Source organism: Gemmobacter nectariphilus DSM 15620 (assembly GCF_000429765.1).
GTDB classification, from domain to species: domain Bacteria; phylum Pseudomonadota; class Alphaproteobacteria; order Rhodobacterales; family Rhodobacteraceae; genus Wagnerdoeblera; species Wagnerdoeblera nectariphila.
On record NZ_AUCM01000011.1, the window covers coordinates 41,935 to 66,840 of the forward strand.

A 24,906-nucleotide genomic window follows, 5' to 3' on the forward strand; every position below is an offset into this window, starting at 1 on the left:
CTGTCATCGATCACTGGCAACACCGACCTGCGCGGGCAACCATCCGCTGCACCGAAAATAATACCCCGATCCGCCGCGCTATGGCCTTGCGATCCAAGGTTAGCCCGAGGCTCCGCTGTTCGTCCAGCAGGGCATCGGGATCGTCCAGGCGAAGACAGGCCGGGAACCGGCCGTCCTTGCAGGCGCCCACCGCGAACCCAAGGCGCCCGTGGACTTCGGCCATGATGGCGAAATCGCGGGGTGGCAGGTTCGCGGTGCCGCTCTCTGTCACTTCAGACCTTTGCAGAAGGTCTGGATGCGGGTGCAGGCATCGACCAGCACCTCGTCCGAGGTGGCATAGCTGACGCGGAACGCCGGGCTCAGGCCAAAGGCCGCGCCGAACACCACGGCAACGCCGGTTTCTTCCAGCAGCGCATTGGCGAAGTCTTCGTCATTGGTGATCTTGATGCCGCTGGCAGAGGTCTTGCCGATGCAATCCGCGATGGTCGGATAGACATAGAACGCGCCTTCCGGCACGGGGCAGCGCACGCCCGGCGCCTCGTTCAGCATCTTCACCACCAGATCGCGGCGGCGCTGGAAGACAAGGCGGGATTCGTGGATATAGTCCTGCGGCCCGTTCAGCGCCTCGGTCGCGGCCCATTGGCTGATCGACGACGGGTTCGAGGTGGATTGCGACTGCACCTTGGCCATGGCCTTGATCAGCACCTCGGGACCCGCGGCATAGCCGATGCGCCAGCCGGTCATCGCATAGGCCTTGCTGACGCCGTTGCAGGTCAGCGTGCGGTCGTAAAGGCCGGGTTCGACCTGCGCCGGGGTGACGAATTCGAAATCGTCGAACACCAGATGTTCATACATGTCGTCGGTCATCACCCAGACATGCGGATGCTTCATCAGCACATCGGTCAGCGCCTTCAGTTCGGCCCGGGTATAGCCGGCGCCCGTCGGGTTCGAGGGGCTGTTGAAGATGAACCACTTGGTCTTGGGGGTGATCGCCGCCTCAAGCTGCTCGGGCGTCAGCTTGTAGCCGGTCTGCGCCGGGCATTCGACCGCAACGGGCGTGCCGCCAGCCAGATAGACCATGTCCGGGTAGCTGACCCAGTAGGGCGCGGGAATGATCACCTCATCCCCCGGGTTCAGCGTGGCCATCAGGGCATTATACAGGATCTGCTTGCCGCCCGTTCCGACCGTGACTTGCGAGGGTTTGTAGTCCAGCCCGTTCTCGCGCTTGAACTTGGCGCAGATCGCCGCCTTCAGCTGCGGGGTGCCGTCGACGTTGGTATACTTGGTCTTGCCTTCGTCGATCGCGCGCTTGGCCGCATCCTTGATGTTCTGCGGCGTGTCGAAATCGGGCTCGCCCGCCGACAGGGCGATGATGTCGCGCCCCTGTTCGGCCAGTTCACGGGCCTTGTTGGAAATCGCGATGGTCGGCGAGGGTTTGACGCGGGCAAGCGTGTCGGACAGGAAGGGCATGTCGGCCTCGGGGGTTTGAAACGGCAGGCGGGCCCGTCTTAGGGTGGGGGGCAAGGTCGTTCAAGCGATATCCGCCCGATGCGCCGAAACGCCTTGCGAATATGGCGCTGCGGCGCGAAAAGCGGCGTTGAAACGGTCAGGAGCAAACCCATGAGCGAAACCCCCGAAGCGCGACTGAAGCGGATGCGGATGCGGTCCTGGCGGCGCGGCACCAAGGAAATGGATCTGGTGATGGGCCCCTTTGCCGACGAGCGCCTTGCCAGCATGGATATCGCCGCGCTGGACGCCTATGACGCCTTGCTGGAAGAAAACGATCAGGACCTGATGAAGTGGGTTCTGGGCCAGTCCGAGGCGCCCGAGGTCCATGCCCCGCTGATCGCCGAACTGGCCGAATTTGCCCGCGCCCGGCTGGCCGGCGGCGTCTGACAGCATTTTCGCGGGAATTTACGCGATCTTGGGGAATTGCGCCGATTCTCTGGTGACACGATGGGTTGCCGGAGAACGACATGACCATTCAGACCAGACTGTCCGCGCCCGGCGCGCGGGGCCTGATGCCGGGCTATCTGGAAAACCTTGCCTTGCTGGAACGGCTGCACCGGCTGTTGCTGGATGTCATCAAGGATGAATTCGAACGCGTGACCTTGCTGGAGATCAATCCGGTTCAGGCGCTGCTGCTGTTCAACATCGGCGACAACGAGGTGACGGCGGGCGAGCTGAAATCACGCGGCTACTATCAGGGCTCGAACGTGAGCTACAACCTGAAGAAGCTGGTGGAACTGGGCTACATGCACCACCAGCGGTCGGAGATCGACCGCCGCTCGGTGCGGGTGCGGCTGACGGAAAAGGGCCGCAAGGTGCGCGCCCTGCTGGCCGAACTGTTCGCCCGCCAGGCCGAAGGTCTGATGGAGCGCAACCTGATCGACACTGAGGGGATGGAGGCGATGAACTCGGCCCTGCGGCGGATGGAACGCTACTGGACGGAACAGATCCGGTATATCTACTGACGTCGGGTTGCCGGTTTGCCAGAGGGCGCATGGGGCGGCACCGGCGGCCAAAGGGGGCCGTCTGCCCCCTTTGGAAACCCCCGAGGATATTTTCGGACAGATGAAGAGGCGGGCCGAAGGTTTGCAGCAGCGGTGACGGCGGTGCTTGCGGCAACTTGCCGGGATGTCGGCCCAATCGCTCCGGCGCCAGAGCCATGCAGCGGGTCCGCCTGCCGGCTCAGGCGCTCAGGCGCTCAGGCGCTCAGGCGCTCAGGCGCTCAGGCGCTCAGGCGCTCAGGCGCTCAGGCGACGCGCAGCACGATCTTGCCGATATGACCATTGCTTTCCAGGCGGGCATGGGCCTGAGCGGCCTTGTCCAGCGGGAACTCGCTGTCCATCACCGGCGCGATCTGGCCAGAGGCCAGCAGGGGCCAGACCTGACGTTCCAGTTCGGCAGCAATCCCCGCCTTCACCTCGACCGAACGGGGGCGCAGGGTGGATCCGGTGATCGTCAGGCGGCGGGTCATCACCTCGGCAAAGTTCAGCTCGACCTTGGGGCCGGTCAGAAAGGCGATCTGCACCAGCCGCCCGTCATCGGCCAGCGCCTTGATGTTGCGTGGCAGATAGCTGCCCCCGACCATGTCCAGGATCAGATCGGCGCCGCCTTCGGCCTTGAGCACCTCGACGAAATCCTCGGCGCGGTAGTTGATCGCCCGTTCGGCGCCCAGCTTCAGGCAGGCCTCGCATTTCACATCGGACCCGGCCGTCGTGAAGACCCGCGCGCCCAGGGCGTTCGCCAGCTGGATCGCCGTGGTCCCGATGCCCGACGTGCCACCATGAACCAGAAACCGCTCGCCCGCCTTCAGACGGCCACGCTGGACCACATTGGTCCAGACGGTGAAGAAGGTTTCGGGCAGGCAGGCCGCCTCGCGCAGCGCCATTCCGGCGGGAACCGGCAGCGCATGATCGGCCGGGCACAGCACATATTCCGCGTAACCACCGCCCGGCAGCAGCGCGCAAACCGCATCGCCCAGGCGCCAGCGGGTGACACCGGCCCCCATGGCGACGACATGGCCTGACGCCTCGAGCCCCGGCAAGGGCGAGGCGCCCGGCGGCGGGGCATAGTTGCCCGCGCGTTGCAGCGCGTCGGGCCGGTTGACCCCGGCAAAGGCCACGCGGATCAGGATCTCGCCATGTCCCGGCACCGGCAGCGGGCGGGTGGAGGGCACCAGAACCTCGGGCCCGCCGGGGGCCGAGATTTCGACCACGCGCATGGTCTCGGGCAGGTCGGTCATCATCTGGGTCATGCGGCAGGTCCGGTCTGGGGGGCTTTCACACAGGCCGCCATGCGGGCCTGAAGGGTCATCAGCGGCTTGGTCAGCGGGTTCTGCCGCAGCCTGGCCTTGGTTTCCTCAAACGCCATGACGCCCGCAATGCGGCGTTCGACGAAATCGCGGGTGGCCGAGGCATCGGGCGTCTCGTCCCCCAGCCAATACAGCACGGTGGCACCATAGATGCCCGACAGGATGGCGCGCTTGGAATACCAGTTCAGATCGTCGGACGTGTCGCCAAGCGCCGTCCAGATCGCATCGGACGTCTGCCAGATCGCACGCGCGCCCTCGGCCGCATGTTGCGGCAGGGCGAACAGGGCCGAGGCGCGGCGCACGACCTCGCGGTCGCCGGCCGCATCCAGCCGCAGCATGATCGCGTGAACCACCCGCTCGCGAAAGCGCATCCCGGCAAGGTCGGCCGCAGCCAGCCGGACACGCATTTCATCATCGCCCAACTGGTGCGCCGCCAGTGCCAGATCGACAGCCCCGCGCGGGCAATGCACCCGCGCCAGCGATTCGGCCACGCCCGCATCGGAACATGCGGCGCGGAAGGTCACATCGGACCAGCCGTCAAAGGGCACATGCGGCAGCGCCGCGCGGGCAAGTCTTTCGGTGATCTCGTGCATCATGGCCTCCTTTCACCAGTGGCAAAGGTAGACAACCCCGGCCCGGTTTGCTATAGCCCGCGCGCCTGCACATTCAGTGCAACTTCAACTTAGAAAGGTGGTGAAAACCACATGCAGGTCAGCGTTCGCGACAACAACGTCGATCAGGCCCTCCGGGCTCTGAAGAAAAAGCTCCAGCGCGAAGGCGTCTTCCGTGAAATGAAGCTCAAGCAGCATTTCGAGAAGCCGTCGGTCAAGAAAGCGCGCGAGAAAGCCGAAGCGATCCGCCGTGCGCGTAAGCTCGCGCGCAAGAAGGCGCAGCGCGAAGGCGCTCTCTGAGCGATTTCGAACGACTGGGCAGGGCAACCTGCCGATGGTGAACCCCCGGGGCCAGGCCCGCGGGGGTTTTTCATTGCGCGGATGCTGCGATGCGGCGGGATTTTTCGCTTTTCAACGGCAGAGTCATTCGTATAGTGCGGACCCATGACACGGGATGCACATATCGCCATCGCTTGCAGGGTTGCTGCCCTGCCCGGCCCCCGTGGCCTGCTTCTCCTTACGCGCCTCTGAGCGTGCCCTTGGGCGCGACCGCTCGGAGGTAGCCAGCGCCCAAGCCCAGGACAAGCAGAACAGCGAAGGATGATTCCGATGACCGATACCGCAACGCAAGACCGCGTGCTGATTTTCGACACCACCCTGCGTGATGGCGAACAATCGCCCGGCGCCACCATGACCCATGACGAAAAGCTGGAAATTGCCGGCCTGCTGGACGAGATGGGCGTCGACATCATTGAAGCCGGGTTCCCGATCGCTTCGGAAGGCGATTTTCAGGCGGTGTCCGAAATTGCCCGCGCCTCGCGCAATTCCACGATCTGCGGCCTGTCGCGCGCCAACGTCAAGGACATCGACCGCTGCTGGGAAGCGGTGCGCCACGCGAAATCGCCGCGCATCCACACGTTCATCGGCACCTCGCCGCTGCACCGGGCGATTCCGAACCTGTCGATGGACCAGATGGCCGATCTGATCCACCAGACCGTCACCCATGCGCGCAACCTGTGCGACAACGTGCAATGGTCGGCGATGGACGCGACGCGGACGGAACATGATTATCTGTGCCGGGTGGTCGAGATCGCGATCAAGGCCGGGGCCAGCACGATCAACATTCCCGATACGGTCGGCTATACCTATCCGTTCGAATCCGCCAACCTGATCCGCATGTTGCGCGAACGCGTGCCCGGGGCGGATACGGTGATCTTCTCGACCCATTGCCACAACGACCTGGGCATGGCGACGGCGAATTCGCTGGCGGCCGTCGAGGCTGGCGCGCGCCAGATCGAATGCACCATCAACGGTCTGGGCGAGCGCGCCGGCAATGCCGCGCTGGAGGAAGTGGTGATGGCGATGCGCGTGCGCAACGACATCCTGCCCTATCGCACCCAGATCGACACCACCAAGATCATGCACCTCAGCCGCCGGGTTTCGACCGTCTCGGGCTTTGTGGTGCAGCCGAACAAGGCCATCGTCGGCAAGAACGCGTTCCTGCACGAATCGGGCATCCATCAGGATGGCGTGCTGAAGAACGTCGAAACCTTTGAAATCATGAAGCCCGAGGATATCGGCCTGACGGCGAAGAACATCGCCATGGGCAAGCACTCGGGCCGCGCCGCCCTGCGGGCCAAGCTGAACGAGCTGGGCTATGATCTGGGCCAGAACCAGCTGAACGACGTGTTTGTCCGCTTCAAGGCGCTGGCCGACCGCAAGAAGGAAGTCTACGACGATGACCTGCTGGCGCTGGTCGCCGATCAGGCCGCGAATGCCGAGAACGATACCCTGCAACTCAAGCGCCTGCGGGTGATCTGCGGCACCGATGGTCCGCAAGAGGCCGAAATGACCCTGACGGTCGATGGCGTGGACAAGGTGATCGACGCCACCGGCGATGGTCCGGTCGATGCGGCCTTCAACTGCGTCAAGATGCTGTTCCCGCACAAGGCGCGGCTGCAGCTCTATCAGGTGCATGCCGTGACCGAGGGCACCGACGCTCAGGCCACCGTCACCGTCCGGCTGGAAGAGGACGGGCGCATCGTGACCGGCCAGTCGGCCGACACCGATACCATCGTCGCCAGCGTCAAGGCCTATATCAACGCGCTGAACCGTCTTGTCGTGCGCCGCGCCAAGACGGCGCCGGGCGAGGATGTGAAGACGATCAAGTATCACAGCTGATCGGCATCCCCAGATGCGACACGGCCCGCCAAGAACTGGCGGGCCGTTGTCATTCATGGGGGGCGGCGGCCCTATGCCCGCGCCAGACGCACGAAATGGCCCGGCTCGACCTCGACCAGTTCTGACGGAACCGGCGGTTTCGTCAGATCGGGCGCATTCAGCCCGTCATCGGCAAAGCGCCAGCCGGCGGGCGGTTCAGGCTGCGCCCCATCGGTCGGTTTGCGGCTGCGGCCAAGGATCACCTCGGGGTCGGGGATCGTTGCGATCAACCGGCGGCAATAGGGATGGATCGGATTGGCAAAGATCGCCTGCCATGGCCCGGATTCGACGATCTGGCCAAAGAACATCACCGCGACCCGGTCGCTCATATGTTCGACGACGCTCAGATCGTGGCTGATCATCAGATAGGACAGGCCGAACTGATCCTGCAAATCCAGCAACAGGTTGATGATCTGCGCCCGGATCGACACATCCAGCGCCGAAACCGGCTCGTCCAGCACGACGATCTCCGGCCCAAGGATCAGCGCCCGTGCAATGCCGATGCGCTGGCGTTGCCCGCCCGAGAATTCATGCGGGAACCGCCGCCCCTGTTCCGATGAGAGGCCGACGCTTTTCAGCAAGGCCTCGATCCGGTCGTCCACTTCGGACTTGGCCGTCACCCCATGCAGCCGCAGCGGGGCGGCCAGCGCGCCCCACACGGTCTGGCGCGGGTTCAGCGAGGCATAGGGGTCCTGGAACACGATCTGCGCCGCCTTGGCACGATCCATCCGCGCCGGGGCCTGAGGGCCGGAAAACGGCTGACCCCGAAAGCGGATGCTGCCCGAGGTCGGTTCCTGCAGCCCCATGACCGCCAGCGCAGTCGTGGACTTGCCGCAGCCGGATTCGCCCACCAGCGACAGGCATTCCCCCTTGTGCAAATCCAGCGACAGACCGTTGACCGCATGAAGGATCTTGCGACCCGCCCCCAGAAAGCCACCGCCCGAGACCGGGAACTGCACATGAAGATCGTCGATTTCCAGAATGGGCGCGCTCATTGGGTCACCTCCGGCCGCGGGGCGATGAATCGCGTCTGGGTCAGGACAGACCGATCCGGGATGATGCTGTCAATATCGACCAGCCGCGTCCGGCCATGTTCCAGCCGGCTGCCCAGCCGGGGCAGCGCACCCAGAAGACCCTTGGTGTAGGTATGCTGAGGGTTCAGGAACAGCTCGCGCGTCTCGTTTTCCTCGACCAGACAGCCGGAATACATGACGCCGACGCGCTGGCACATTTCCGCAATCACCCCAAGGTCATGCGAGATCAGCAGCACCGCCGTGCCGCGTTCGGCGCAGAGCTCGCGGATCAGCTTCAGCACCTCGGCCTGAACGGTGACGTCCAGCGCGGTGGTGGGCTCATCCGCGATCAGAAGGTCAGGGTTGCACGCAAGCGCCATGGCGATCATCACGCGCTGGCGCAGGCCCCCCGACATCTGGTGCGGATAGTTCGTTGCCCGCCGGTCCGGGTTGGGCACCCGCACCGAGGCCAGCGCCTCGATCGCCAGCTTGCCAGCCTCGTCCCAGCTTTTCCCCTGATGCAGCACATACATTTCCGCGATCTGGCGCCCGACGGTCGCCAGCGGGTTCAGCGCCGTCATCGGTTCCTGAAAGATCATGGCGATGCGGTCGCCGCGCAGCTTTCGCATCTCGCGCCGCCCCAGTTTCAGCAGATCGCGACCCTGGAACAGGATCTCGCCCCCCGTCACCTTCAGCGGCTTTTTCAAAAGCCCCATGGTGGCCAGCGAGGTGACGGATTTGCCCGACCCGGATTCCCCGACCAGCCCATAGGCTTCGCCGGGCATGATCTGAAAGGAAACCTCGCGCAGGATCGGGAATGACGACCGCCCATGCGGCACCGCCAGCGAAAGATTGCGGATGTCGAGAAGCGGGGCCGTCATAGCTTGCGCGTCCTCATATGGGGGTCAAGACTGTCGCGCAGCCCGTCGCCCAGCAGGTTGAAGCCCAGCACCGACAGGAAGATCGCAACACCGGGGAAAATCGCCGCCCAGGGGGCGACACGGATCATCTCGCGCGCGTCGGTCAGCATCGAGCCCCACGACGGGAACGGCGGCTGGATGCCAAGGCCCAGGAAGGACAGCGCCGCCTCGGACAGCACGGCGCCGCCCATGCCCAGCGTGGCCATCACCAGGATCGGCCCCATCATGTTGGGCAGGATCTGGGTGAACATGATGCGCAGGTCCGAATAGCCCAGCGTCTGTGCCGCCTGCACATAGCCCTGCGATTTCAGCGACAGGGTGGACGAGCGCGCGATCCGGCAAGTCCAGCTCCAGTTCGTCAGGCCAAGCGCGATCAGCAGCGACACAAGGCCCGGCCCCAGCACCGCCATGACGGCCAGCGCAAAGATCAGCGAGGGGATGGCCAGCATCACATTGGTCAGCCCGTTGACGAAATCGTCCCACCAGCCGCCCCAATAGCCGGCGGTCATGCCCAGCACGACCCCGATCACCGTGTTGATCAGCTGCGAGACGATCCCCACCGTCAGCGAGATCTGCGCGCCATAGAGGATGCGGCTATAGACATCGCGGCCCTGTGCATCGGTGCCGAACCAGAATTCGGTGTCAGGCGGCATTTCCGCGTTCATCAGGTTCGCGTCCAGCACCGGATCGAACGGCGCCAGCCAATGGGCGAACAGACCGCCAAAGACCACCAGCAGCGTCAGGAAGCCGCCAAGGAAAATGTTGAAACCCAGCTTCATTGCCGCTCACCCCTGCTTGATGCGCGGGTCGATCGCCGCATAGATCAGGTCCACCGCCGTGTTGATCACCAGAAACCACAGCACGATCACCAGAATGGTGCCCTGCACGACCGGGATGTCCCGGATCGCCACACTGTCCACCAGCAGCGAGCCGATACCCGGCCAGGCGAACAGTTTCTCGATCACCACGGCCTGCCCGATCAGGGATCCGAATTGCAGGCCAACGGTTGTCACGATCAGCACCAGCGCGTTGCGGGCGACGTGCCAGCGCACCACCTGCGGCTCGCTCATGCCCTTGGCATGGGCGGTGCGGATGAAATCGGCGTTCATCACGTCCAGCACCCCGGCCCGCGTGGTGCGGGCCAGCAGCGCAAGGGGCGTCACCCCCAGCGCCATCGCGGGCAGCACCAGGTTTCGGAAAGCCCCGTCGCCATAGCCGAAACTGGGCAACCAGTTCAGTTGCAGCGCGAACAGCATCATCATCAGAAGACCCAGCCAGAACTGCGGCAGCGACAGGCCGGACACCGCGCCGATCATCGTGACCGTATCCAGCACCGAGCCGGGGCGCATCGCGGCCATGAAGCCCAGCGGAACCCCGATCACGATGGCAAAGACCATCGCGGCAATGGCCAGCTTGAGGCTGGCCCAGATCCGGTCGTTGATCATGTCGATCACCGGCAGGCGCGTGCGGAAACTGGTGCCCAGATCGAACCGCGCCAGATCCCACATATAGGTGAAGAAGCGTTCATGCAGCGGCTTGTTCAACCCGAACTGTTCGTTCAGCTGCGCGATCAGCTTGGGGTCGGCATTGGTCTTGCCATCGGAAAACAGGCTGGCTGCGAAACTTCCGGGGACGACGCTGAAGATCACGAAGATCAGCAGGGCCACCACGATGACGGTCGGAATGATCTGAAAGATCCGGCGGATGGTAAAGCGAAGCATTCGGTCTTTCCGGTTGCAGCCCCATGGGACGCGCGGACCCGCCGGGTCCGCGCGCTGGCGAAGGGTGGCCGCGGGCCCTCACCCGCGGCCGTCCGGATCATTTACGCGACGCGGGGGCCGTGTCGTCAATCCAGACGTCTTCATAGGGCTGCAGCGCCAGCTCGGTCGCGTTCGGCACCAGACCATGCACCCAGGGCTGATAGGCCATGACGGCCTTGTTGTAGTTGAAGAACCAGACCGGCGCTTCTTCCTGGATGAAGTTGTTGGCCTGCTTGAGCAGTTCGGTCTGCTTGGCCGGATCCTTCTCGGCGCGGGCGGCCTCGTAGATCTTGTCATACTCGGGGTTCGAGTAGTTGGTGTAGTTGCAGGCCGACTGGGCCGTCTTGGACCAGAAGCAGCGCATCACCGTCAGCGGATCGGGGCCGGTCAGGTTCGACCAGATATAGGCCTGGAAGTTGCCCGAGGACACCGTGCCCCCCAGCGCCGCCGATTCGACCGGACGCGGCCGGACCGTGATGCCGACCTGTTTCAGCATCGGCAGGATCGCCTCGACGATCGGCACGCCCCAGCTTTCGTTGGGGGTGGCGGTCACTTCGAACTCGAACCCGTTCTCATAGCCGGCTTCCTTCAGCAGGGCCTTGGCCTTTTCCGGGTCATAGGGATAGGGCTTGGCGCTGTCGTCGAACGCCGGCGAGCCGACCGGCAGCCAGCCGACCGCGCGCACGGCCTTGTTCTTGACCAGCTTCTGGATGATCAGGTCCGAGTTGATCGCATAGTTGACGGCCTGACGGACGCGCTTGTCCTTGAACGCCTCGACCTGGGTCTGGCTGAAGCCGATGTTGCGGGTGAAGGTTTCCGCGACTTCAAGGATATGGTCCTTCAGCGCAGGATCGGCCTGGTATTCCGAATATTGCACCGGCCCCAGGATCGAGGCGTCGATTTCCTTGTTGCGGAAGGCCACGTCGCGGGCCGACCCTTCGGCCATGACGATGATGTTCACGCGGTCCAGGTAGGGCTTGCCTTCCTCGTAATACTTGTCGAACTTCTCGACCACGATCTGCGAGCCGGGGACATGTTCCTTGAACACGAAGGCGCCCAGACCGACCGGCTTGATCGCCTGCTGTGCCACATCGACGTTCGACGGATAGATCGAGGTGGTGGCCTCCATCAGGTTGTAGCCGGGGTTGCCGGCCGCCGACAGGGTAATGGCCAGCGTGTGATCGTCGATCTTCTTCAGGCCTTCGATCTCGGGCGCGGCGCCAGAGTTGTATTCGGCCATGCCCTTGATGATGTTCAGATAGCTGGCACCCGGCAGCGCGTTCGACCCAAGGCCGATGCGCTTGTAGCTGAAGATGATGTCATCTGCGGTGAACGGCTTGTCGTTGTGGAAGACCGCGTTCTTCTTCAGGTGATAGGTATAGGTCAGGCCGTCATCCGACACATCGACCGAATCCGCCAGTTCCAGCACCGGCTTGTTGCCGATCGAATCCCACGAATACAGGCTGCGGTGGATCGCAAAGGTCAGGAAGTGTTCCTGGATGTTCGGGCTGGCCTGCGTATCCAGCGTCGAGAAGCTGGAGCCATAGGGCGCAGTGAAATTGAAGGTGCCGCCGTGGCGCGGCTCTTGCGCCAGCGCGGCGCTGGCCACCCCAAGGCTGAGCATCGCGGCAAGTGAAAGGCTTTTCATCATATTCTTATACTCCCGTTGGTTTGGGCCTGCGGTTTTTCCGCAGGGCCCGGTGGTCTTGGCGTGCCGGGGCGGCCGGTCGGGCCGCCCCGGCAAGTCTTATCGCGCGTCATGCACCACGCGGCCGCCCAAAAGGGTCAGCACACAGCGGGTGCCTGTCTTGATCGTGTCCAGCGGCGCCTCAAGCAGGTCGTTGTCAAAGACGGCGATGTCGGCCCATTGGCCCGGCACCAGCCGGCCCTTGACCGTTTCGGCGCTTTGCGAATAGGCGCCAAATTCGGTATAGGCCTGCAAGGCTTCCTCGCGCGTCAGGCATTCGTTCGCGTCCATCACCGTGCCCCGCCAGGTCTGGCGCGTCACCATGGAATGGAAATCCGGGAACGGGTTGGGCGAACAGACCGGCGAATCCGACCCGGTCGAAGGCTTCATCCCCATGCGCATCCAGGTGCCGGCCGGATAGGACGACAAGGCGCGTTCTTCGTCCATCACGGCGATATAGCTGTCGCCGAAATCATGGATGAAGGCCTGCTGGCCCGCCGGATAGATGCCCGCCGCCTTCATGCGCGCATTGTGATCGGGCGCCAGAAAGCCGCAATGTTCGATCCGGTGGCGCCGGTCGGGGGCCGGCGTTTTCGCCAGCGCCTTTTCATAGGCGGTGATGATCTGTTCGATTGCCGCATCGCCGATGGCATGGCAGGCCATCTGATAGCCGCGGTCGTGGAAATCCTGCACCAGCGCCTCGACCTGATCGGTCGGCAACATCTGCACGCCCAGGTTGTCCGGCTCGTCCCGATAGGGCTTGCTGACCCAGGCGGTGCGCCCGCCGGCCGAGCCATCCAGGAACAGCTTGACCCCGCCGATGCGCAGCATGTCATCGCCCGCGCCGGTCACAAGGCCCATGGCGTGGCATTCGTCAACGATGGACCGGCCCGGATCGCCCATCAGCGTCAGCCAGACCCGCACCGGCAGGCGCCCGGTCAGCTTGGCGATCTCGTAGGCGCGGATTTCGCGCAGCCCGCCGATCTGGCCGACGGCCGCATCCATGCAGCTGGTGATGCCGAAGGACAGAAGATGCTGGCCGCCCGCCTCGATGGCATCGACCAGCTGATCCTCGGACAGGGCGGGGATCGCGCGGCGCACAAGGCCGATGGCGTTTTCGGCCAGCAGACCGTTCAGCCGGTTGCCGGTCATGCCGATCACGCTGCCCTCGGGCACCGGGGTCGCCTCGGTCACGCCGCCCAGCTCCAGCGCGCGGGAATTGGCGATGGCGATATGCCCGCAGGCCCGCGTCACCAGGACCGGATGGTCAGGGGCGACCGCATCCAGATCCGCGCGCGTCGGGTGAACGCCGGTATCCAGCTTGACCTGATCATAGCCGCGCGCCAGCACCCAGCCGCCTTTCGGCGTTTGTGCAACCCGCTCTGCGATGGCGGCCTTCATCGCGGCCAGGGTCGGCACCGCGTCGGGCGTGACATTGACCATGCCCATCACAAGGCCGGTCGACAGCAGGTGCAGGTGATTGTCGTTCAGCCCCGGACAGGCGAACCGGCCCTGAAGGTCGATGACCTGCGTGCCCGCCCCTTTCAGGGACAGGATATCGTCATCGCTGCCGCTGGCGATGATCTTGCCTTGCCAGATGGCAAGCGCCTGACAGACCCCATCGGCCCGGCCGCGCCAGATGCGACCGTTCAGCAAGATGCAGTCGGCTTCAATCTTGATGGACAAGAAGGTTCTCCCGAAAACAGTGAAGGTGCTGGCCCGACGTTGATCTGCCGACCGCAAGAGCCCTGCCCTTCCGTGCCTCAGGCGCGGCAACAGGTACGGCCGCGTTGGCGGCACGCATGGAACTGCGTTCGACCTGGATCATCCCTTCCCGTCCGTTGGACCCGAAAGCCTGTTTCCGGCTTTCTGTTGTTATGGGTGCAGCGTGGCGGGGGAATATCGCGATGGCCAATTCGCTTTTGACACGTCATTATGCCATTCTAACATAGCCGTGCGATTCCAGATGGTTGCAGCATGGCACATCAACAGATCCTGCGCAGCAGGGGGGGTGCAGGATGGAAATCAAATGGCTGGAAGATTTCGTCGCCCTGGCTGAACATTCCAGCTTTTCCCGCGCGGCCGAGGTGCGCAACGTCACGCAGCCCGCCTTCAGCCGCAGAATCAAGCAGTTGGAAACCTGGCTTGGCGCATCGCTGATCAGCCGCGCCACCATGCCCGCGGAACTCACGCCGGCGGGGCGCAGTTTCCTGCCGGTTGCCCAGGAAACCATCCGCACCTTCTATGCCGCGCGCGAGACCCTGCGCCCGATTGCCGAGGCCGGGCTGGTCCGCTTTGCCGCGCTGCATACGCTGACGCTGTCATTCTTTCCGCACTGGCTGCGGGCGCTGGAGGCCAGCGCCCCGGACCTGCGCACCTCGTTCATCCCCGACCGTGGCGGGCTTGAGGCGAACCTGTCCGCCCTGGTCGAGGGCGAGGCCGATTTCCTGCTGACCTACGCCCACAATCAGGTGCCGTTCCACCTGGAACAGACCCGGTTCGGCTTCATGACCATCGGGCATGATCGTCTGTTGCCCATGGTGGCGCCCGAGATCCGCATCGGCGGGGTCGTGCACCGGGGGGCGGGGCTGCTGGACCGGGCGGTGAACGGCAAGCTGACACTGCCCTATCTGAGCTACGGGTTCAGCTCGTTCTTCGGGGTGGCGCTGGGGCGGCTGTTTGCGACGCGCCCGCCCTTTCGCCGCCGGACCGTGCACGAAAATACCATCAGCGCCGGGCTGATGATGCTGACTCTGGCTGGAAACGGGCTGTGCTGGCTGCCCGAAAGCCTGGTCCAGGACGATATTGCCGCCGGGCGGCTGGTCCGGGCCACGATGGACGACAACTGGACCATGGACCTCGAGATCCGCCTGTATCGCCACCGCGAAAGCCAGAGCCGCCCGGTCGAGACGCTCTGGCAATCCGCCGCCGATGTGCTGGCCCGCGGGGCGATGTCTGGTGGCCGCGCGCCTAGCTATTCATGAAGCGCAGCGCGCGCTGGATTTCAAAGAACTCCACCGCGTCAAAGGCCACCGCCCTTGGCCCATGCTTGCGCGCGCCGGGATACCAGCTGGCCCGATAGGCGTCGATCGGGTTCACGAACTCGATCACCACCTCATAGCGATCCGACGTCGCAGGCAGCCGCCCCGACAGATCGCCGCGCAAGGCCGCCTCGACCCCTTCGCGGATCGCGGCGCGGGCGCGGGCCGGCGCCAGAGAGACCGTCGCAGGCCCGAACCCTTCCAGCGTTTCCACCGTGCCGATCCCCGGCACCATGGCGCGGGCATCGGCGCAGATCCCGGCATCCCCCGCGATCAGCGCCGAAGGCACCCCATAGCGCGCCGCGCACAGCGCATTGACCGTGAACTCCGAGGCCACCTCGCCGTTCAGCATCAGCCGCGAGATCCGCAGATTCGAAGTATGCGCCAGCGGGTTCGCCTCGGTTCCCGCCTTGGAATGATAGCCGGTATAGATCGCCGCCGCGAAATCGGGCGCCAGGCCGAACATCATGGAATCCGGATGGCCCGACCAGCTGCGGATCACCCGGCAATAGTCGGGCAGGCGGTCGATCATCAGGTTGCGCCCGCTTTCATGGGCGTCCTTCACCACCACCTCGGATGCCCCGGCGGCCCGTGCGCCTTCGCAGGCCGCGACGACCTCGGCGGTCATCAGGTCGCGAAACTGCGCATAATCGGGATGGTCGCGGTCGGCCTCGTTCCAGTTGGCAATTCCGGCAGTGCCTTCCATATCGGCAGAGATAAAGACCTTCATGTCGGCGCGTTCTCCTTCAGCCAGTCGGCCAGCGCGGGGTAAAGTCGGCCATTGCGGCCCAGGGTGGCGGGGGCGGCACACAGCGCGTTCAGCACCGCCTCTTGCGTCGCCTCGGCGGCGGCGCGAAAGGCAAGGTCGATGCGGCCATCGTCCAGCCGGGTGACGGGGGTAAAGGTCTTGGGCGCATGGGCCACCGGATCGGCGGTGGTAAAGCACAGGCAGAGATCGCCGCTGCCATGGCCCCAGAACGCCCCCAGCCGCGCCAGCCCCGCCCCGCCCCGCCGCGCGACGCGCTGCAATTGCCGGTCGCCCAGCGGCAGGTCGGTGGCCAGAACCACGATGACCGATCCCTTGTCACCTTCGGGCATGGATCGCGGATCCGGGCGCCGGCCATCGGGCAGCACCAGATCGCCCGCCGCCCCGAAATTCGCCAGCACCAGCGCACCCAGCGTGTAATCCTGCCCGCCGATCCCAATCAGCCGCGACGATGTGCCGATCCCCGCCTTGAACCCGAACGAGGTCATCCCCGTGCCGGCGCCGACCGCGCCTTGCGCCACCGGGCCGCCCCGCGCCGCATCCAGCGCGGCATGGGCATCGTCCGGCGTCACGGCCAGCGCCTGAATGTCGCTGATCCCGCCATCGTTGCATTCGCACACCACCGCGTTCACGGTCGAGGTCTTGCGCCCGATGTCAGGGTTTGCCGCGATCGCCCGGCGGATCAGCGCCTCGGTGCAGGCCGCAACGCCGAAGGTGTTGGTCAGCAGGATCGGCGTCTCCAGCGTGCCCAGCTCGGCCACCTGCATCAGCCCGGCCGATTTGCCAAAGCCGTTGATCACCTCGACCGCTGCGCGCACCTTCTGGCGGAAGGGATCGCCGTCATGGGGCAGGATCGCCGTGACCCCGGTGGCCAGAGCGCCGCCGTTCAGCGTCTGATGGCCAACGGCAACCCCCGGCACGTCGGTAATCGCATTCAGCGCGCCCGCAGGCAGTCCGCCGATCACAAGCCCAAGTTCCCGCGCGGTCGCCATGACGTCCCCTTTCCTGATCCCCGGCAAACTGACCGCGCCGCAGGGCGCTGGCCAATACCCTTTGCGCAACGGGCCATGCCGGAACCGCATGACCCCGGCTCAGGCGGTCCGCCGATAGTCCAGCCCCCGCGCCAGCCAGCAGCCCAGCCGCGCGCCCGCCACCCGGCCCGCCCCGTCGCGGCGGATCTGCAAGGTCCAGTCCCCCGGTGCCGGCGCATCCATCGACCGGCGCGTCGAGACAATCCACAGGTCAGGACCGACAGGCATGGCCAGCTCGGCCGGTCCCTGCCCCAACATGCCATCGAACCAGACGGCGACCGCAGGGCCGTTCGCTTCGATCACCATCTCGGCGCCCAGCTCGTCCGAGGCATAGCGTCCCGCGATCTCGGCCCCATCCGCCACATCGACCGGGGCAACGGGCTCCAGCATCGTCACCAGATTTTCCAGCGGCCGCCGCATCAGCAGCCGATCGCCCTGCCGCTCGAGTGTCACATGCGCCGACCCAAGCCGCCCCGGCGCCAGCTGCCGCAGCTCTTCGGGCGAGGTGCCAAAGCGCATCACGACACTGGCCGCGCCAGGCTCCAGCCGCGCGGTCAGGCCGGTCTCGGGGCAGATCCAGCGCCCCTGCCAGCCGGGTTCCAACGCCAGCGGCGCCGGATCGGTCCAGCCCAGCGCGGCCTTGGCCAACATCTGGGCCGCCCCCTGGGCGTCTGCCTGGTGGTTGAACATCACCACCACCGACAGCCGCTGTTCGGCGCAATACATCCGATAGGACCGGAAGCCCCGCAGCGCCCCGCCGTGGCCAGTGAACCGCTGCCCCGCCACCGTCGAATGCGACAGGCCAGAGCTGTAGCTTGCCGGCGTTCCATCGCGGAACACCTGCGGCTCGGCCAGCCGGGAATAGATCGCCTCCGGGGTGTCGCGGCCGGCATCCACCCACCGCTCATAGGCCAGCATGTCGTCCAGCGAGGCCGCCATTCCAGCATCGCCCATCCACCAGATCCCGTTGTCGGCCGGCACGAACCCGGTAAGGATGTTCCCCTCATACCCCACGACCTCATCGGCAGGGTGGCGGGTATCGGCGGCCAGAACCGCCGTTTCCATCCCGGCGGGCTGCCAGATGTGGCGGGCGTAAAGGCTGGCCATATCCTCGCCCGTCGCCTGCTCCAGCAGGTCTGCCAGAATGCGGAAGTTGCCGTTGCTATAGGAATAGCGGGTGCCCGGCGCGAAATGCCCGGTCCGATAGCGCGCGATCAGCGGCGCCGCATCGGCGCGGCCAAAGGTCTGTTCGGCCCGCGCCCCCTGCAAGACGGTCAGCGCCCAATAGTCGCGCAGCCCCGACTGGTTGTTGCACAAGTCCCGCACGGTCGGCAGCGCGCCCTGAAACCGCGGCATCAGCGCAGGCAAGCCGCCGTCCAGCGCCTCGGGCGCGCCGACCGCGCCCAGCACGGCGGCACAGGTGAACTGCTTGGTGATCGAACAGACCGGCAGCCGCGTTGCGCGCGTCATGGCCTTGCGGCGCCCCAGATCGGCATGGCCCCAGGCCGTCGCCGCCACGACCTGCCCCTCGTGCAGAACGCCGGCAACCCCGCCCGGCCCCCGGAACCGTCCCGGCAGCGCCGCCATCACCGCCTCGACCGCCGCAACATCCACCATTCTGTTCCCCATCCACCAGATCGCGCGCAGGTTGACCAAGACCCCCGGCAATGTCCAGCACCCGCCCGCGCCCGTTCATCTGTCCGAAAATATCCCGGGGAAAGGGGCGCGGCACGCGACCCTTGGGGCAGCGCCCCCCCTGCCCGCGGCCGCCGCGAAAGCTTCGCTTGCCAAGCCCTGCGCCACCCTGTTTGATCGCGCCACGGCCAGGGCCAGGGGGACAGGATGACCGAAACACGGCGGCGGATCTGGGGATGGTGGTTCTTTGACTGGGCCAGCCAGCCCTACAACACCCTGCTCCTGACCTTCATCTTCGGCCCCTATGTGGTCAAGGTCATGGGCGACGGCTCTGCCGCCCAGACCGTCTGGGGCTATGGCGTCGGCGCGGCCGGCGTGCTGATCGCCCTTGCCTCGCCGCTGCTGGGCGCCATCGCCGACAGGGCGGGGCGGCGCATGGCCTTCATCTGGCTGTTCTCGCTGATGTATTTCGTCGGGGCCTGGGGCCTGTGGTGGGCCGCGCCGCAGGACTTCAACGTCTGGCTGGTCATGCTGTCCTTCTGCATCGGCCTCATTGGCATGGAATTCGCGACCACCTTCACCAACGCCATGATGCCCGACCTTGCCCCGCCCGAGGACCTGGGCCGCATCTCCGGCTCGGGCTGGGCCTTTGGCTATGTCGGGGGCGTTCTGGCGCTGGCCATCATGCTGCTGTTCTTCGCCGAAGGCGAGACCTCGGGCCGCACGCTGATCGGCCTTGAGCCGCTCTTCGGCCTCGACCCCACCACGCGCGAGGGCACGCGCTTTGTCGGGCCCTTCACCGCCATCTGGTTCGCGGTGTTCATGATCCCGTTCTTCCTGTGGGTGCGCGAACCCAAACGCCCCGGCATCGGCATTGTGGCCGCCGCGCGCGGGGCGTTTCCCGAAACCGTTGCCACCATCCGCGACCTGCCGAAACATCGCAGCCTACTGGCCTATCTGGTATCCTCGACCTTCTACCGCGATGCGCTGAACGGCATGTACACCTTTGGCGGCATCTACGCCGCAGGGGTCCTGGGCTGGGAGGTGACCGAGGTGGGGGTCTTCGGCATCCTGGCCGCGATCACCGGGGCGATCTTCGCCTGGTTGGGCGGCAAGGCCGACAGCCGCCTTGGGCCCAAGCCGGTCATCTTCGCCTCGGTCGTGCTGCTGGCGCTGGTCTGCCTTGGCATCGTCTATGTCGGGCGCGAGGCAGTGTTCGGCCTTGCCGTCGGCCCCGAAAGCGCCTTGCCCGACATCGCCTTCTATGTCCTTGGTTGCCTGATCGGCGCGGGCGGCGGCGTGCTGCAATCGGCCAGCCGCACCATGATGGTACGCCAGGCCGACCCCAGCCGCATGACCGAGGCGTTCGGGCTTTACGCCCTGTCCGGCAAGGCCATGTCCTGGATCGCGCCGCTGTCGATCGCCGTCACCACCCAGATCACGGGCAGCCAGCAGCTGGGCATCATTCCGCTCATCGTGCTTTTTGTCATCGGCCTGTCTCTGCTAGTCTTCGTCAAACCCAACGGAGACAAAGACACATGGTCCGCACCCTCCTCCTGATCGCGGCCCTTCTGGCCCCCGGCACCGCGCTGGCCGAGGCCAAGGCCAACCAGCTGTTCGGCGCGATGAAGACAGCCAGCCGGCACCAGCCGGCCGCCATCGGCAGCTATGCCAAGGGCTGCGCGGCCGGTCTGGTGCAGCTGCCGGAAACCGGCCCGACCTGGCAGGCGATGCGCCTGTCGCGCAACCGCAACTGGGGCCACCCCGAGATGATCCGCTTCCTGCAAGATCTCTCGGCCGAAGCCACCCGCAACGGCTGGCGCGGCCTTTACATCGGCGACATCAGCCAGCCGCGCGGCGGGCCGATGACCTCAGGCCATGCCAGCCACCAGATCGGGCTGGATGCCGATATCTGGATGCTGCCGGCCACCCGTCTGAACCTTTCTCGGGCCGAGCGTGAAAAGATCAGTTCGATCCCCGTGCGCAGCGCCGACCAGCGCAGCGTGACCAGCCATTGGTCCGCTGCGCATCAGGCCATCATGCGCGCCGCAGCCCTGGACGATCGGGTCGATCGCATCTTCGTCGCCGCCGCCGTCAAGATCGAGATGTGCAAGACCGCGACCAGCACCGATACGAGATGGCTCCAGAAAATCCGCCCGATCTATGGCCATGACACGCATTTCCACGTCCGGCTGAAATGCCCCGCCGGATCGGCAGGCTGCGAGACGCAAAGCCCCACGGTTGCGCAACTGTCCAAGGGCGGCAACGGCTGCGACGACACGCTGATGTGGTGGGTAACGGAGTATCTCAACCCGCCCAAGGCCGACCCGAAAAAGAAAAAAGACCCGCAACCTCGCCCGCGCGGCCCGCGCGACTACACCATGGCCGACCTTCCGGCCCAATGCGCCACGGTGCTGTCCTCGCAATGATGGCGGCCGCGCGCTCCGGCGGGCCGCAAGACGCCACCCGCCGGACCGCCCGATCCACGCTGACGGACCCACGGACCGCGCGGGCATCATCTTGCCCCAAATACCCATACCCGGCCTGCCACCCGCGCCGCGGCCTGCCCTTTCACCTTTCCACAAATACCCGTTCAACGCCCGCCACCCCGCGATGCCCGCAGGATGGCAAAGGCGCGGCAAGACCTCAGGGCCGGGGCACCAGCGGCGGCGCCAGATCGGCCGGCAGCGGACAGGTATAGGGCGTCACCGCCAGCCTTTGCGCATGTTCCGCCTTGGCCTCGGCCAAGAGCCCCGCATCCGCCAGCAGCTTTTGCGCCAGCCGGCCCATCGCCTTGGCGGCATGGGTCATGCCCTTGTGCGCCATGCCCGACTTGCCCTGCGCCGTCAGCTGCCAGCTGTGGAACGGCGTGCCGATGGCGCAGGTCGCGACCAGAACCTCGGTCGTCGGCACCTTCCAGGTCACGTCCCCCACATCGGTCGAGCCGATCATCACCTCGCCACCCGGACGCATCGGCACCACCCAGTCGCACAGCGGAACCTCCATCTGCGGCATCTGCCCGACGGCGCGCCATTCGCTGGCAATATCGCTCTCGCTCAGGGTCGCGCGGATCCGCTGGGCATAGGCGCGGTCCTCGTCGTCAAAGGGAACCCCGCCGATCTCGTCCAGCACACTCTGCATGGCACGGTCGAGCGTCAGGTTTTCCAGATGGTTCGACACCGCCGAGAAAATCTTTGCCTCGACCTTGGTCTCGGTCATCAGCGCGGCACCTTCGGCGACCTTCTTCACCCGCTCGACCAAGGACAGCATCTCGGCCAGCTTCAGCGCCCGGATCGAATAGCGCACCTTGGCGCGGGCCTGCACCACGTTCGGAGCGGTGCCGCCGGTTTCCAGATAGGCATAGTGGATCCGCGCATCCTGCGGCGCATGTTCGCGCAGGTAGTTCACGCCCACCGACATCAGTTCCACCGCATCCAGCGCCGACCGGCCCAGATGCGGCGTCGCGGCAGCATGGGCGGCCCGGCCGGTAAAGGTGAAATCCATCCGCGTGTTGGCCAGCGCCAGCGGATCATCCACCCGCGTCATGCAGCTGGGGTGCCAGGTCACCGCCGCATCCACATCGTCGAACGCCCCGTCGCGCACCATGAAGGCCTTGGCCGCCCCGCCCTCTTCTGCCGGGCAGCCATAATAGCGCACGCGGCCCGGCGTGCCGGTTTCCTCCAGCCAGTCCTTGACGGCACAAGCCGCCAGCAGCGCGGCCGAGCCCAGCAGGTTGTGCCCGCAGCCATGCCCGTTGCCGCCGGCCTCGACCTCCTTGCGATAGTCGAGACCTGCCTCCTGGCTCAGCCCCGGCAGGGCATCGTATTCGCCCAGAATCGCGATGACCGGCCCGCCCGAGCCCGCCTCGCCCATCACGGCGGTCGGAATGCCCACGACGTTCTCGGTCACACGGAACCCCTTGGCCTTCAGCATCGCGGTATGTTCGGCGCAGGACTTGAATTCGCCATACAGCAACTCGGGCATGCCCCAGACCCGGTCGGCCAGCCCGATCAGATCTTCCTTGTGAGCCTCGACAAGCGAGGGAATTTCGGACGTGTTCTGCATGATGTTCTCCGTTCGGCGGCAGACTGGGCGGCTCCCCGACCTGAATGAACCGCGCGCGAACGGGAATGTCCATGGCCCGCCTGCACGGCTTGCCCTGCAACGCCCCTGCGGCTAGGAAGAGCTGATTGCAAGGGAGGCCGCGATGGCGATTGACGACCCCCGGACGCTTGTGTCCACGGACTGGCTCGAGGCGCATCTGAAGGACCCCGACCTGCGGGTCATAGATGCGTCATGGTATCTGCCCGCCATGAACCGCAACGGCAAGGCGGAATACGACGCCAGCCACATCCCCGGCGCGCGCTATTTCGACATCGACGAGATCGCCGATACCCGCAGCCCGCTGCCCCACATGGCCCCCCCGGCCGAGAAATTCATCAGCCGGATGCGCGCCATGGGCATCGGCGACGGGCATCAGGTGGTCGTCTATGACGGCATGGGCATCTTCTCGGCCCCGCGCGTCTGGTGGACCTTCAAGCTGATGGGCAAGGCCGATGTGGCCGTGCTGGACGGCGGCTTCCCCAAATGGCTCGCCGAGGGCCGCCCGGTCGAGGACATGCCCCCGATCATGCGCGATCGCCACATCACCGTCTCGCGCCAGGCCGGCCTGGTCAAGGATGTGACCCAGGTCGCCCAGGCCTCGAAACTTGGCAGCCATGCGATCATCGACGCCCGCAGCCCCGGCCGCTTTGCCGGGACCGAGGCAGAGCCGCGCGCCGGCCTGCGCAGCGGCCATATCCCGGGCTCGCGCAATGTGCCGTGGCAACAGGTGCTGTCCGCCGATTGCACGATGAAATCGCCCGAGGAACTGCGCAGCGTCTTTGACGCCGCCGGGGTCGACCTGACCAAGCCCGTCATCACCACCTGCGGATCGGGCGTCTCGGCCGCAATTCTCAGCCTTGCGCTGGAACGGATGGGCCAGCGCAACCATGCGCTCTATGACGGGTCCTGGACCGAATGGGGCATGTACGACGACCTGCCGGTCGAAAAGGGATAAGGCACCATGCTCGAACGTCTCCAGCCGCAGCCCGAGGACAAGATCATCCAGCTGATGGCGCTGTTCCGTGACGATCCGCGCCCGGTCAAGGTGGATCTGGGCGTCGGCGTCTACAAGGATGCCACCGGCCATACCCCGATCATGCGCGCCGTGCGCGCGGCGGGCAAACGGCTGTGGGACGCCGAGACGACCAAGACCTATGTCGCCCTTGCGGGCGATCCCGGGTTTCATGCGGCCATGGCGGGGCTGGTGCTGGGCGATGCGGTGCCTGCGTCGCGGCTGGCGGCAGCAGCCGCCCCCGGCGGCACCGGCGCGCTGCGCATCGCCTTCGATCTGATCCACAAGACCGCCCCCGGCGCAAGCGTCTGGATGTCGGATCCCACCTGGCCGAACCACCCGGCCATCGTCGCGGATCTGGGCCTCAAGCCGGCCAGCTACCGCTATTTCGACAACGCGACCGGCGGCGTGGACTTTGCCGGAATGCTGGCCGATATCGCCGCGATTCCCGATGGCGACGTGCTGCTGCTGCACGGCTGCTGCCACAACCCGACCGGCGCCAACCTTACCCCGGCCCAGTGGGACCAGCTGGCCGAGGCGCTGGCAGGCCGCAAGCTGACCGTGCTGATCGACATCGCCTATCAGGGCTTCGGCGACGGGCTCGAGGATGACGCCTACGGAACCCGCCTTCTGGCACGCCGCCTGCCCGAGCTGCTGATCGCCGCCTCCTGCTCAAAGAACTTCGGTGTCTACCGCGAGCGGGTGGGCGTGCTGCTGGCCGTGGTGCCCGAAGGCGCCGACCGCGCCACGGTGCAGGCCAATCTCGCCATGCTGAACCGGCTGAACTATTCCTTCCCGCCCGATCACGGCGCGCGGCTGGTGCAGACCGTGCTGGGCAGCCCCGATCTGACCGCCGACTGGAAAGCCGAACTCGAAGAGATCCGCCTCTCCATGCTCGGCCTGCGCCAGCAACTGGCGGACGAACTGCGCCGGCTGACCAACTCGGACCGCTTCGATTTCATTGCCCGCCATCGCGGCATGTTCTCGCGCCTTGGCCTGTCACCGGATCAGGTGGCCCGCCTGCGCGCCGATCACGCGATCTACATGGTGGGTGACAGCCGGATCAATATTGCAGGGCTGAACAAGGACAGCGTTCCGCTTCTCGCCCGTGCCATCGCGGCGGTGATCTGAGCCGGGCAGCGGGGGCCAGCCCCCGCACCCCCGCCAAGGAGGGCAGTCTGCCCTCCTTGGAACCACCCGAGGATATTTCCTTCAAGGCGAAATGGCGCAGGCACGATCAGCCATCAGACCAGTGCCGAACCCGTCTTCCCCGACCACGCCCTCCATTT

General features: G+C 65.8%; 23 protein-coding genes. 9 read left to right on the forward strand and 14 right to left on the reverse strand.

The window, feature by feature from the left end; translation table 11 throughout:
* Positions 1-10: 10 nt before the first annotated feature.
* Positions 11-271: a VOC family protein gene (locus G481_RS0112550; RefSeq protein ID WP_028030350.1), complete on the reverse strand. Its 261-nt coding sequence runs from the start codon at positions 269-271 to the stop codon at positions 11-13.
* Positions 268-1,470, reverse strand: a complete 1,203-nt coding sequence (locus tag G481_RS0112555) for a pyridoxal phosphate-dependent aminotransferase (RefSeq protein ID WP_028030351.1) — start codon at positions 1,468-1,470, stop codon at positions 268-270. The genes G481_RS0112550 and G481_RS0112555 overlap by 4 nt, the downstream gene beginning before the upstream one ends.
* 150 nt (positions 1,471-1,620) lie before the next feature.
* Here G481_RS0112555 and G481_RS0112560 point away from each other — a divergent pair, with 150 nt between their 5' ends.
* Together G481_RS0112560 and G481_RS0112565 are read left to right on the forward strand one after the other, a co-directional pair.
* On the forward strand, positions 1,621-1,896 hold the full coding sequence (locus tag G481_RS0112560) for an FAD assembly factor SdhE (protein WP_028030352.1): 276 nt from the start codon (positions 1,621-1,623) through the stop codon (positions 1,894-1,896).
* 80 nt (positions 1,897-1,976) lie between these two features.
* Positions 1,977-2,474, forward strand: coding sequence for a MarR family winged helix-turn-helix transcriptional regulator (locus G481_RS0112565; protein ID WP_028030353.1), 498 nt, complete (start codon positions 1,977-1,979; stop codon positions 2,472-2,474).
* Positions 2,475-2,755: 281 nt separating this feature from the next.
* On the opposite strand, the gene G481_RS0112570 is transcribed toward G481_RS0112565, so the two are convergent.
* Together G481_RS0112570 and G481_RS0112575 are read right to left on the reverse strand one after the other, a co-directional pair.
* Complete coding sequence (locus tag G481_RS0112570) at positions 2,756-3,760, reverse strand: NAD(P)H-quinone oxidoreductase (RefSeq protein ID WP_245594964.1); 1,005 nt, start codon at positions 3,758-3,760, stop codon at positions 2,756-2,758.
* Positions 3,757-4,410, reverse strand: a complete 654-nt coding sequence (locus G481_RS0112575) for a COQ9 family protein (RefSeq protein ID WP_028030355.1) — start codon at positions 4,408-4,410, stop codon at positions 3,757-3,759. Before G481_RS0112575 ends, G481_RS0112570 begins: the two co-directional genes overlap by 4 nt.
* Before the next feature lie 111 nt (positions 4,411-4,521).
* Between G481_RS0112575 and rpsU the strand changes: the two genes are divergently transcribed.
* Positions 4,522-4,728 carry a 30S ribosomal protein S21 gene (gene rpsU / locus G481_RS0112580; RefSeq protein WP_028030356.1) on the forward strand — a complete coding sequence of 69 codons (207 nt, stop codon included), beginning with the start codon at positions 4,522-4,524 and terminating at the stop codon, positions 4,726-4,728.
* Positions 4,729-5,037: 309 nt separating this feature from the next.
* Positions 5,038-6,609, forward strand: a complete 1,572-nt coding sequence (locus tag G481_RS0112585) for a 2-isopropylmalate synthase (protein WP_028030357.1) — start codon at positions 5,038-5,040, stop codon at positions 6,607-6,609.
* Between the two features lie 71 nt (positions 6,610-6,680).
* Here the strand turns inward: G481_RS0112585 and G481_RS0112590 are convergent, their stop codons facing one another.
* The 6 genes from G481_RS0112590 to G481_RS0112615 form a co-directional block, all read right to left on the reverse strand.
* Complete coding sequence (locus tag G481_RS0112590; RefSeq protein WP_028030358.1) at positions 6,681-7,643, reverse strand: ABC transporter ATP-binding protein; 963 nt, start codon at positions 7,641-7,643, stop codon at positions 6,681-6,683.
* On the reverse strand, positions 7,640-8,542 hold the full coding sequence (locus G481_RS0112595) for an ABC transporter ATP-binding protein (RefSeq protein WP_028030359.1): 903 nt from the start codon (positions 8,540-8,542) through the stop codon (positions 7,640-7,642). Before G481_RS0112595 ends, G481_RS0112590 begins: the two co-directional genes overlap by 4 nt.
* Positions 8,539-9,360, reverse strand: a complete 822-nt coding sequence (locus G481_RS0112600; protein WP_028030360.1) for an ABC transporter permease — start codon at positions 9,358-9,360, stop codon at positions 8,539-8,541. Before G481_RS0112600 ends, G481_RS0112595 begins: the two co-directional genes overlap by 4 nt.
* Positions 9,361-9,366: 6 nt before the next feature.
* A complete protein-coding gene (locus tag G481_RS0112605; protein ID WP_028030361.1) occupies positions 9,367-10,302 on the reverse strand; it encodes an ABC transporter permease in 936 nt (311 codons plus the stop codon).
* A 97-nt stretch (positions 10,303-10,399) separates the two neighbouring features.
* Positions 10,400-11,989, reverse strand: a complete 1,590-nt coding sequence (locus G481_RS0112610; RefSeq protein ID WP_211235202.1) for an ABC transporter substrate-binding protein — start codon at positions 11,987-11,989, stop codon at positions 10,400-10,402.
* Between the two features lie 99 nt (positions 11,990-12,088).
* Positions 12,089-13,714 (reverse strand): amidohydrolase, encoded by a 1,626-nt coding sequence (locus tag G481_RS0112615; protein WP_028030363.1) that lies wholly within the window; start codon positions 13,712-13,714, stop codon positions 12,089-12,091.
* Between the two features lie 332 nt (positions 13,715-14,046).
* On the opposite strand from G481_RS0112615, the gene G481_RS23710 reads away from it, so the two are divergent.
* On the forward strand, positions 14,047-15,012 hold the full coding sequence (locus tag G481_RS23710; RefSeq protein WP_051294511.1) for a LysR family transcriptional regulator: 966 nt from the start codon (positions 14,047-14,049) through the stop codon (positions 15,010-15,012).
* Here G481_RS23710 and G481_RS0112625 read toward each other — a convergent pair.
* The 3 genes from G481_RS0112625 to G481_RS0112635 form a co-directional block, all read right to left on the reverse strand.
* Positions 14,999-15,799 (reverse strand): M55 family metallopeptidase, encoded by an 801-nt coding sequence (locus G481_RS0112625; RefSeq protein WP_028030364.1) that lies wholly within the window; start codon positions 15,797-15,799, stop codon positions 14,999-15,001. The genes G481_RS23710 and G481_RS0112625 overlap by 14 nt on opposite strands.
* A complete protein-coding gene (locus G481_RS0112630) occupies positions 15,796-16,827 on the reverse strand; it encodes a DmpA family aminopeptidase (RefSeq protein WP_028030365.1) in 1,032 nt (343 codons plus the stop codon). Before G481_RS0112630 ends, G481_RS0112625 begins: the two co-directional genes overlap by 4 nt.
* 99 nt (positions 16,828-16,926) lie before the next feature.
* The gene (locus G481_RS0112635) at positions 16,927-18,483 is read right to left on the reverse strand and encodes a D-aminopeptidase (RefSeq protein WP_051294512.1); all 1,557 of its coding nucleotides are present in this window, start codon (positions 18,481-18,483) and stop codon (positions 16,927-16,929) included.
* A gap of 225 nt (positions 18,484-18,708) precedes the next feature.
* On the opposite strand from G481_RS0112635, the gene G481_RS0112640 reads away from it, so the two are divergent.
* Together G481_RS0112640 and mepA are read left to right on the forward strand one after the other, a co-directional pair.
* Positions 18,709-20,061, forward strand: a complete 1,353-nt coding sequence (locus G481_RS0112640) for an MFS transporter (protein WP_028030367.1) — start codon at positions 18,709-18,711, stop codon at positions 20,059-20,061.
* Positions 20,040-20,930, forward strand: coding sequence for a penicillin-insensitive murein endopeptidase (gene mepA / locus G481_RS0112645; RefSeq protein ID WP_028030368.1), 891 nt, complete (start codon positions 20,040-20,042; stop codon positions 20,928-20,930). The genes G481_RS0112640 and mepA overlap by 22 nt, the downstream gene beginning before the upstream one ends.
* A 217-nt stretch (positions 20,931-21,147) precedes the next feature.
* Here mepA and G481_RS0112650 read toward each other — a convergent pair whose 3' ends face one another.
* Positions 21,148-22,566: an amidohydrolase gene (locus G481_RS0112650; protein ID WP_028030369.1), complete on the reverse strand. Its 1,419-nt coding sequence runs from the start codon at positions 22,564-22,566 to the stop codon at positions 21,148-21,150.
* A gap of 142 nt (positions 22,567-22,708) precedes the next feature.
* Here G481_RS0112650 and sseA point away from each other — a divergent pair, with 142 nt between their 5' ends.
* Both sseA and G481_RS0112660 read left to right on the forward strand, forming a co-directional pair.
* Complete coding sequence (sseA, locus tag G481_RS0112655) at positions 22,709-23,560, forward strand: 3-mercaptopyruvate sulfurtransferase (RefSeq protein WP_028030370.1); 852 nt, start codon at positions 22,709-22,711, stop codon at positions 23,558-23,560.
* Between the two features lie 6 nt (positions 23,561-23,566).
* Positions 23,567-24,748 (forward strand): amino acid aminotransferase, encoded by a 1,182-nt coding sequence (locus G481_RS0112660; RefSeq protein ID WP_028030371.1) that lies wholly within the window; start codon positions 23,567-23,569, stop codon positions 24,746-24,748.
* The last annotated feature ends 158 nt before the right edge of the window (positions 24,749-24,906 follow it).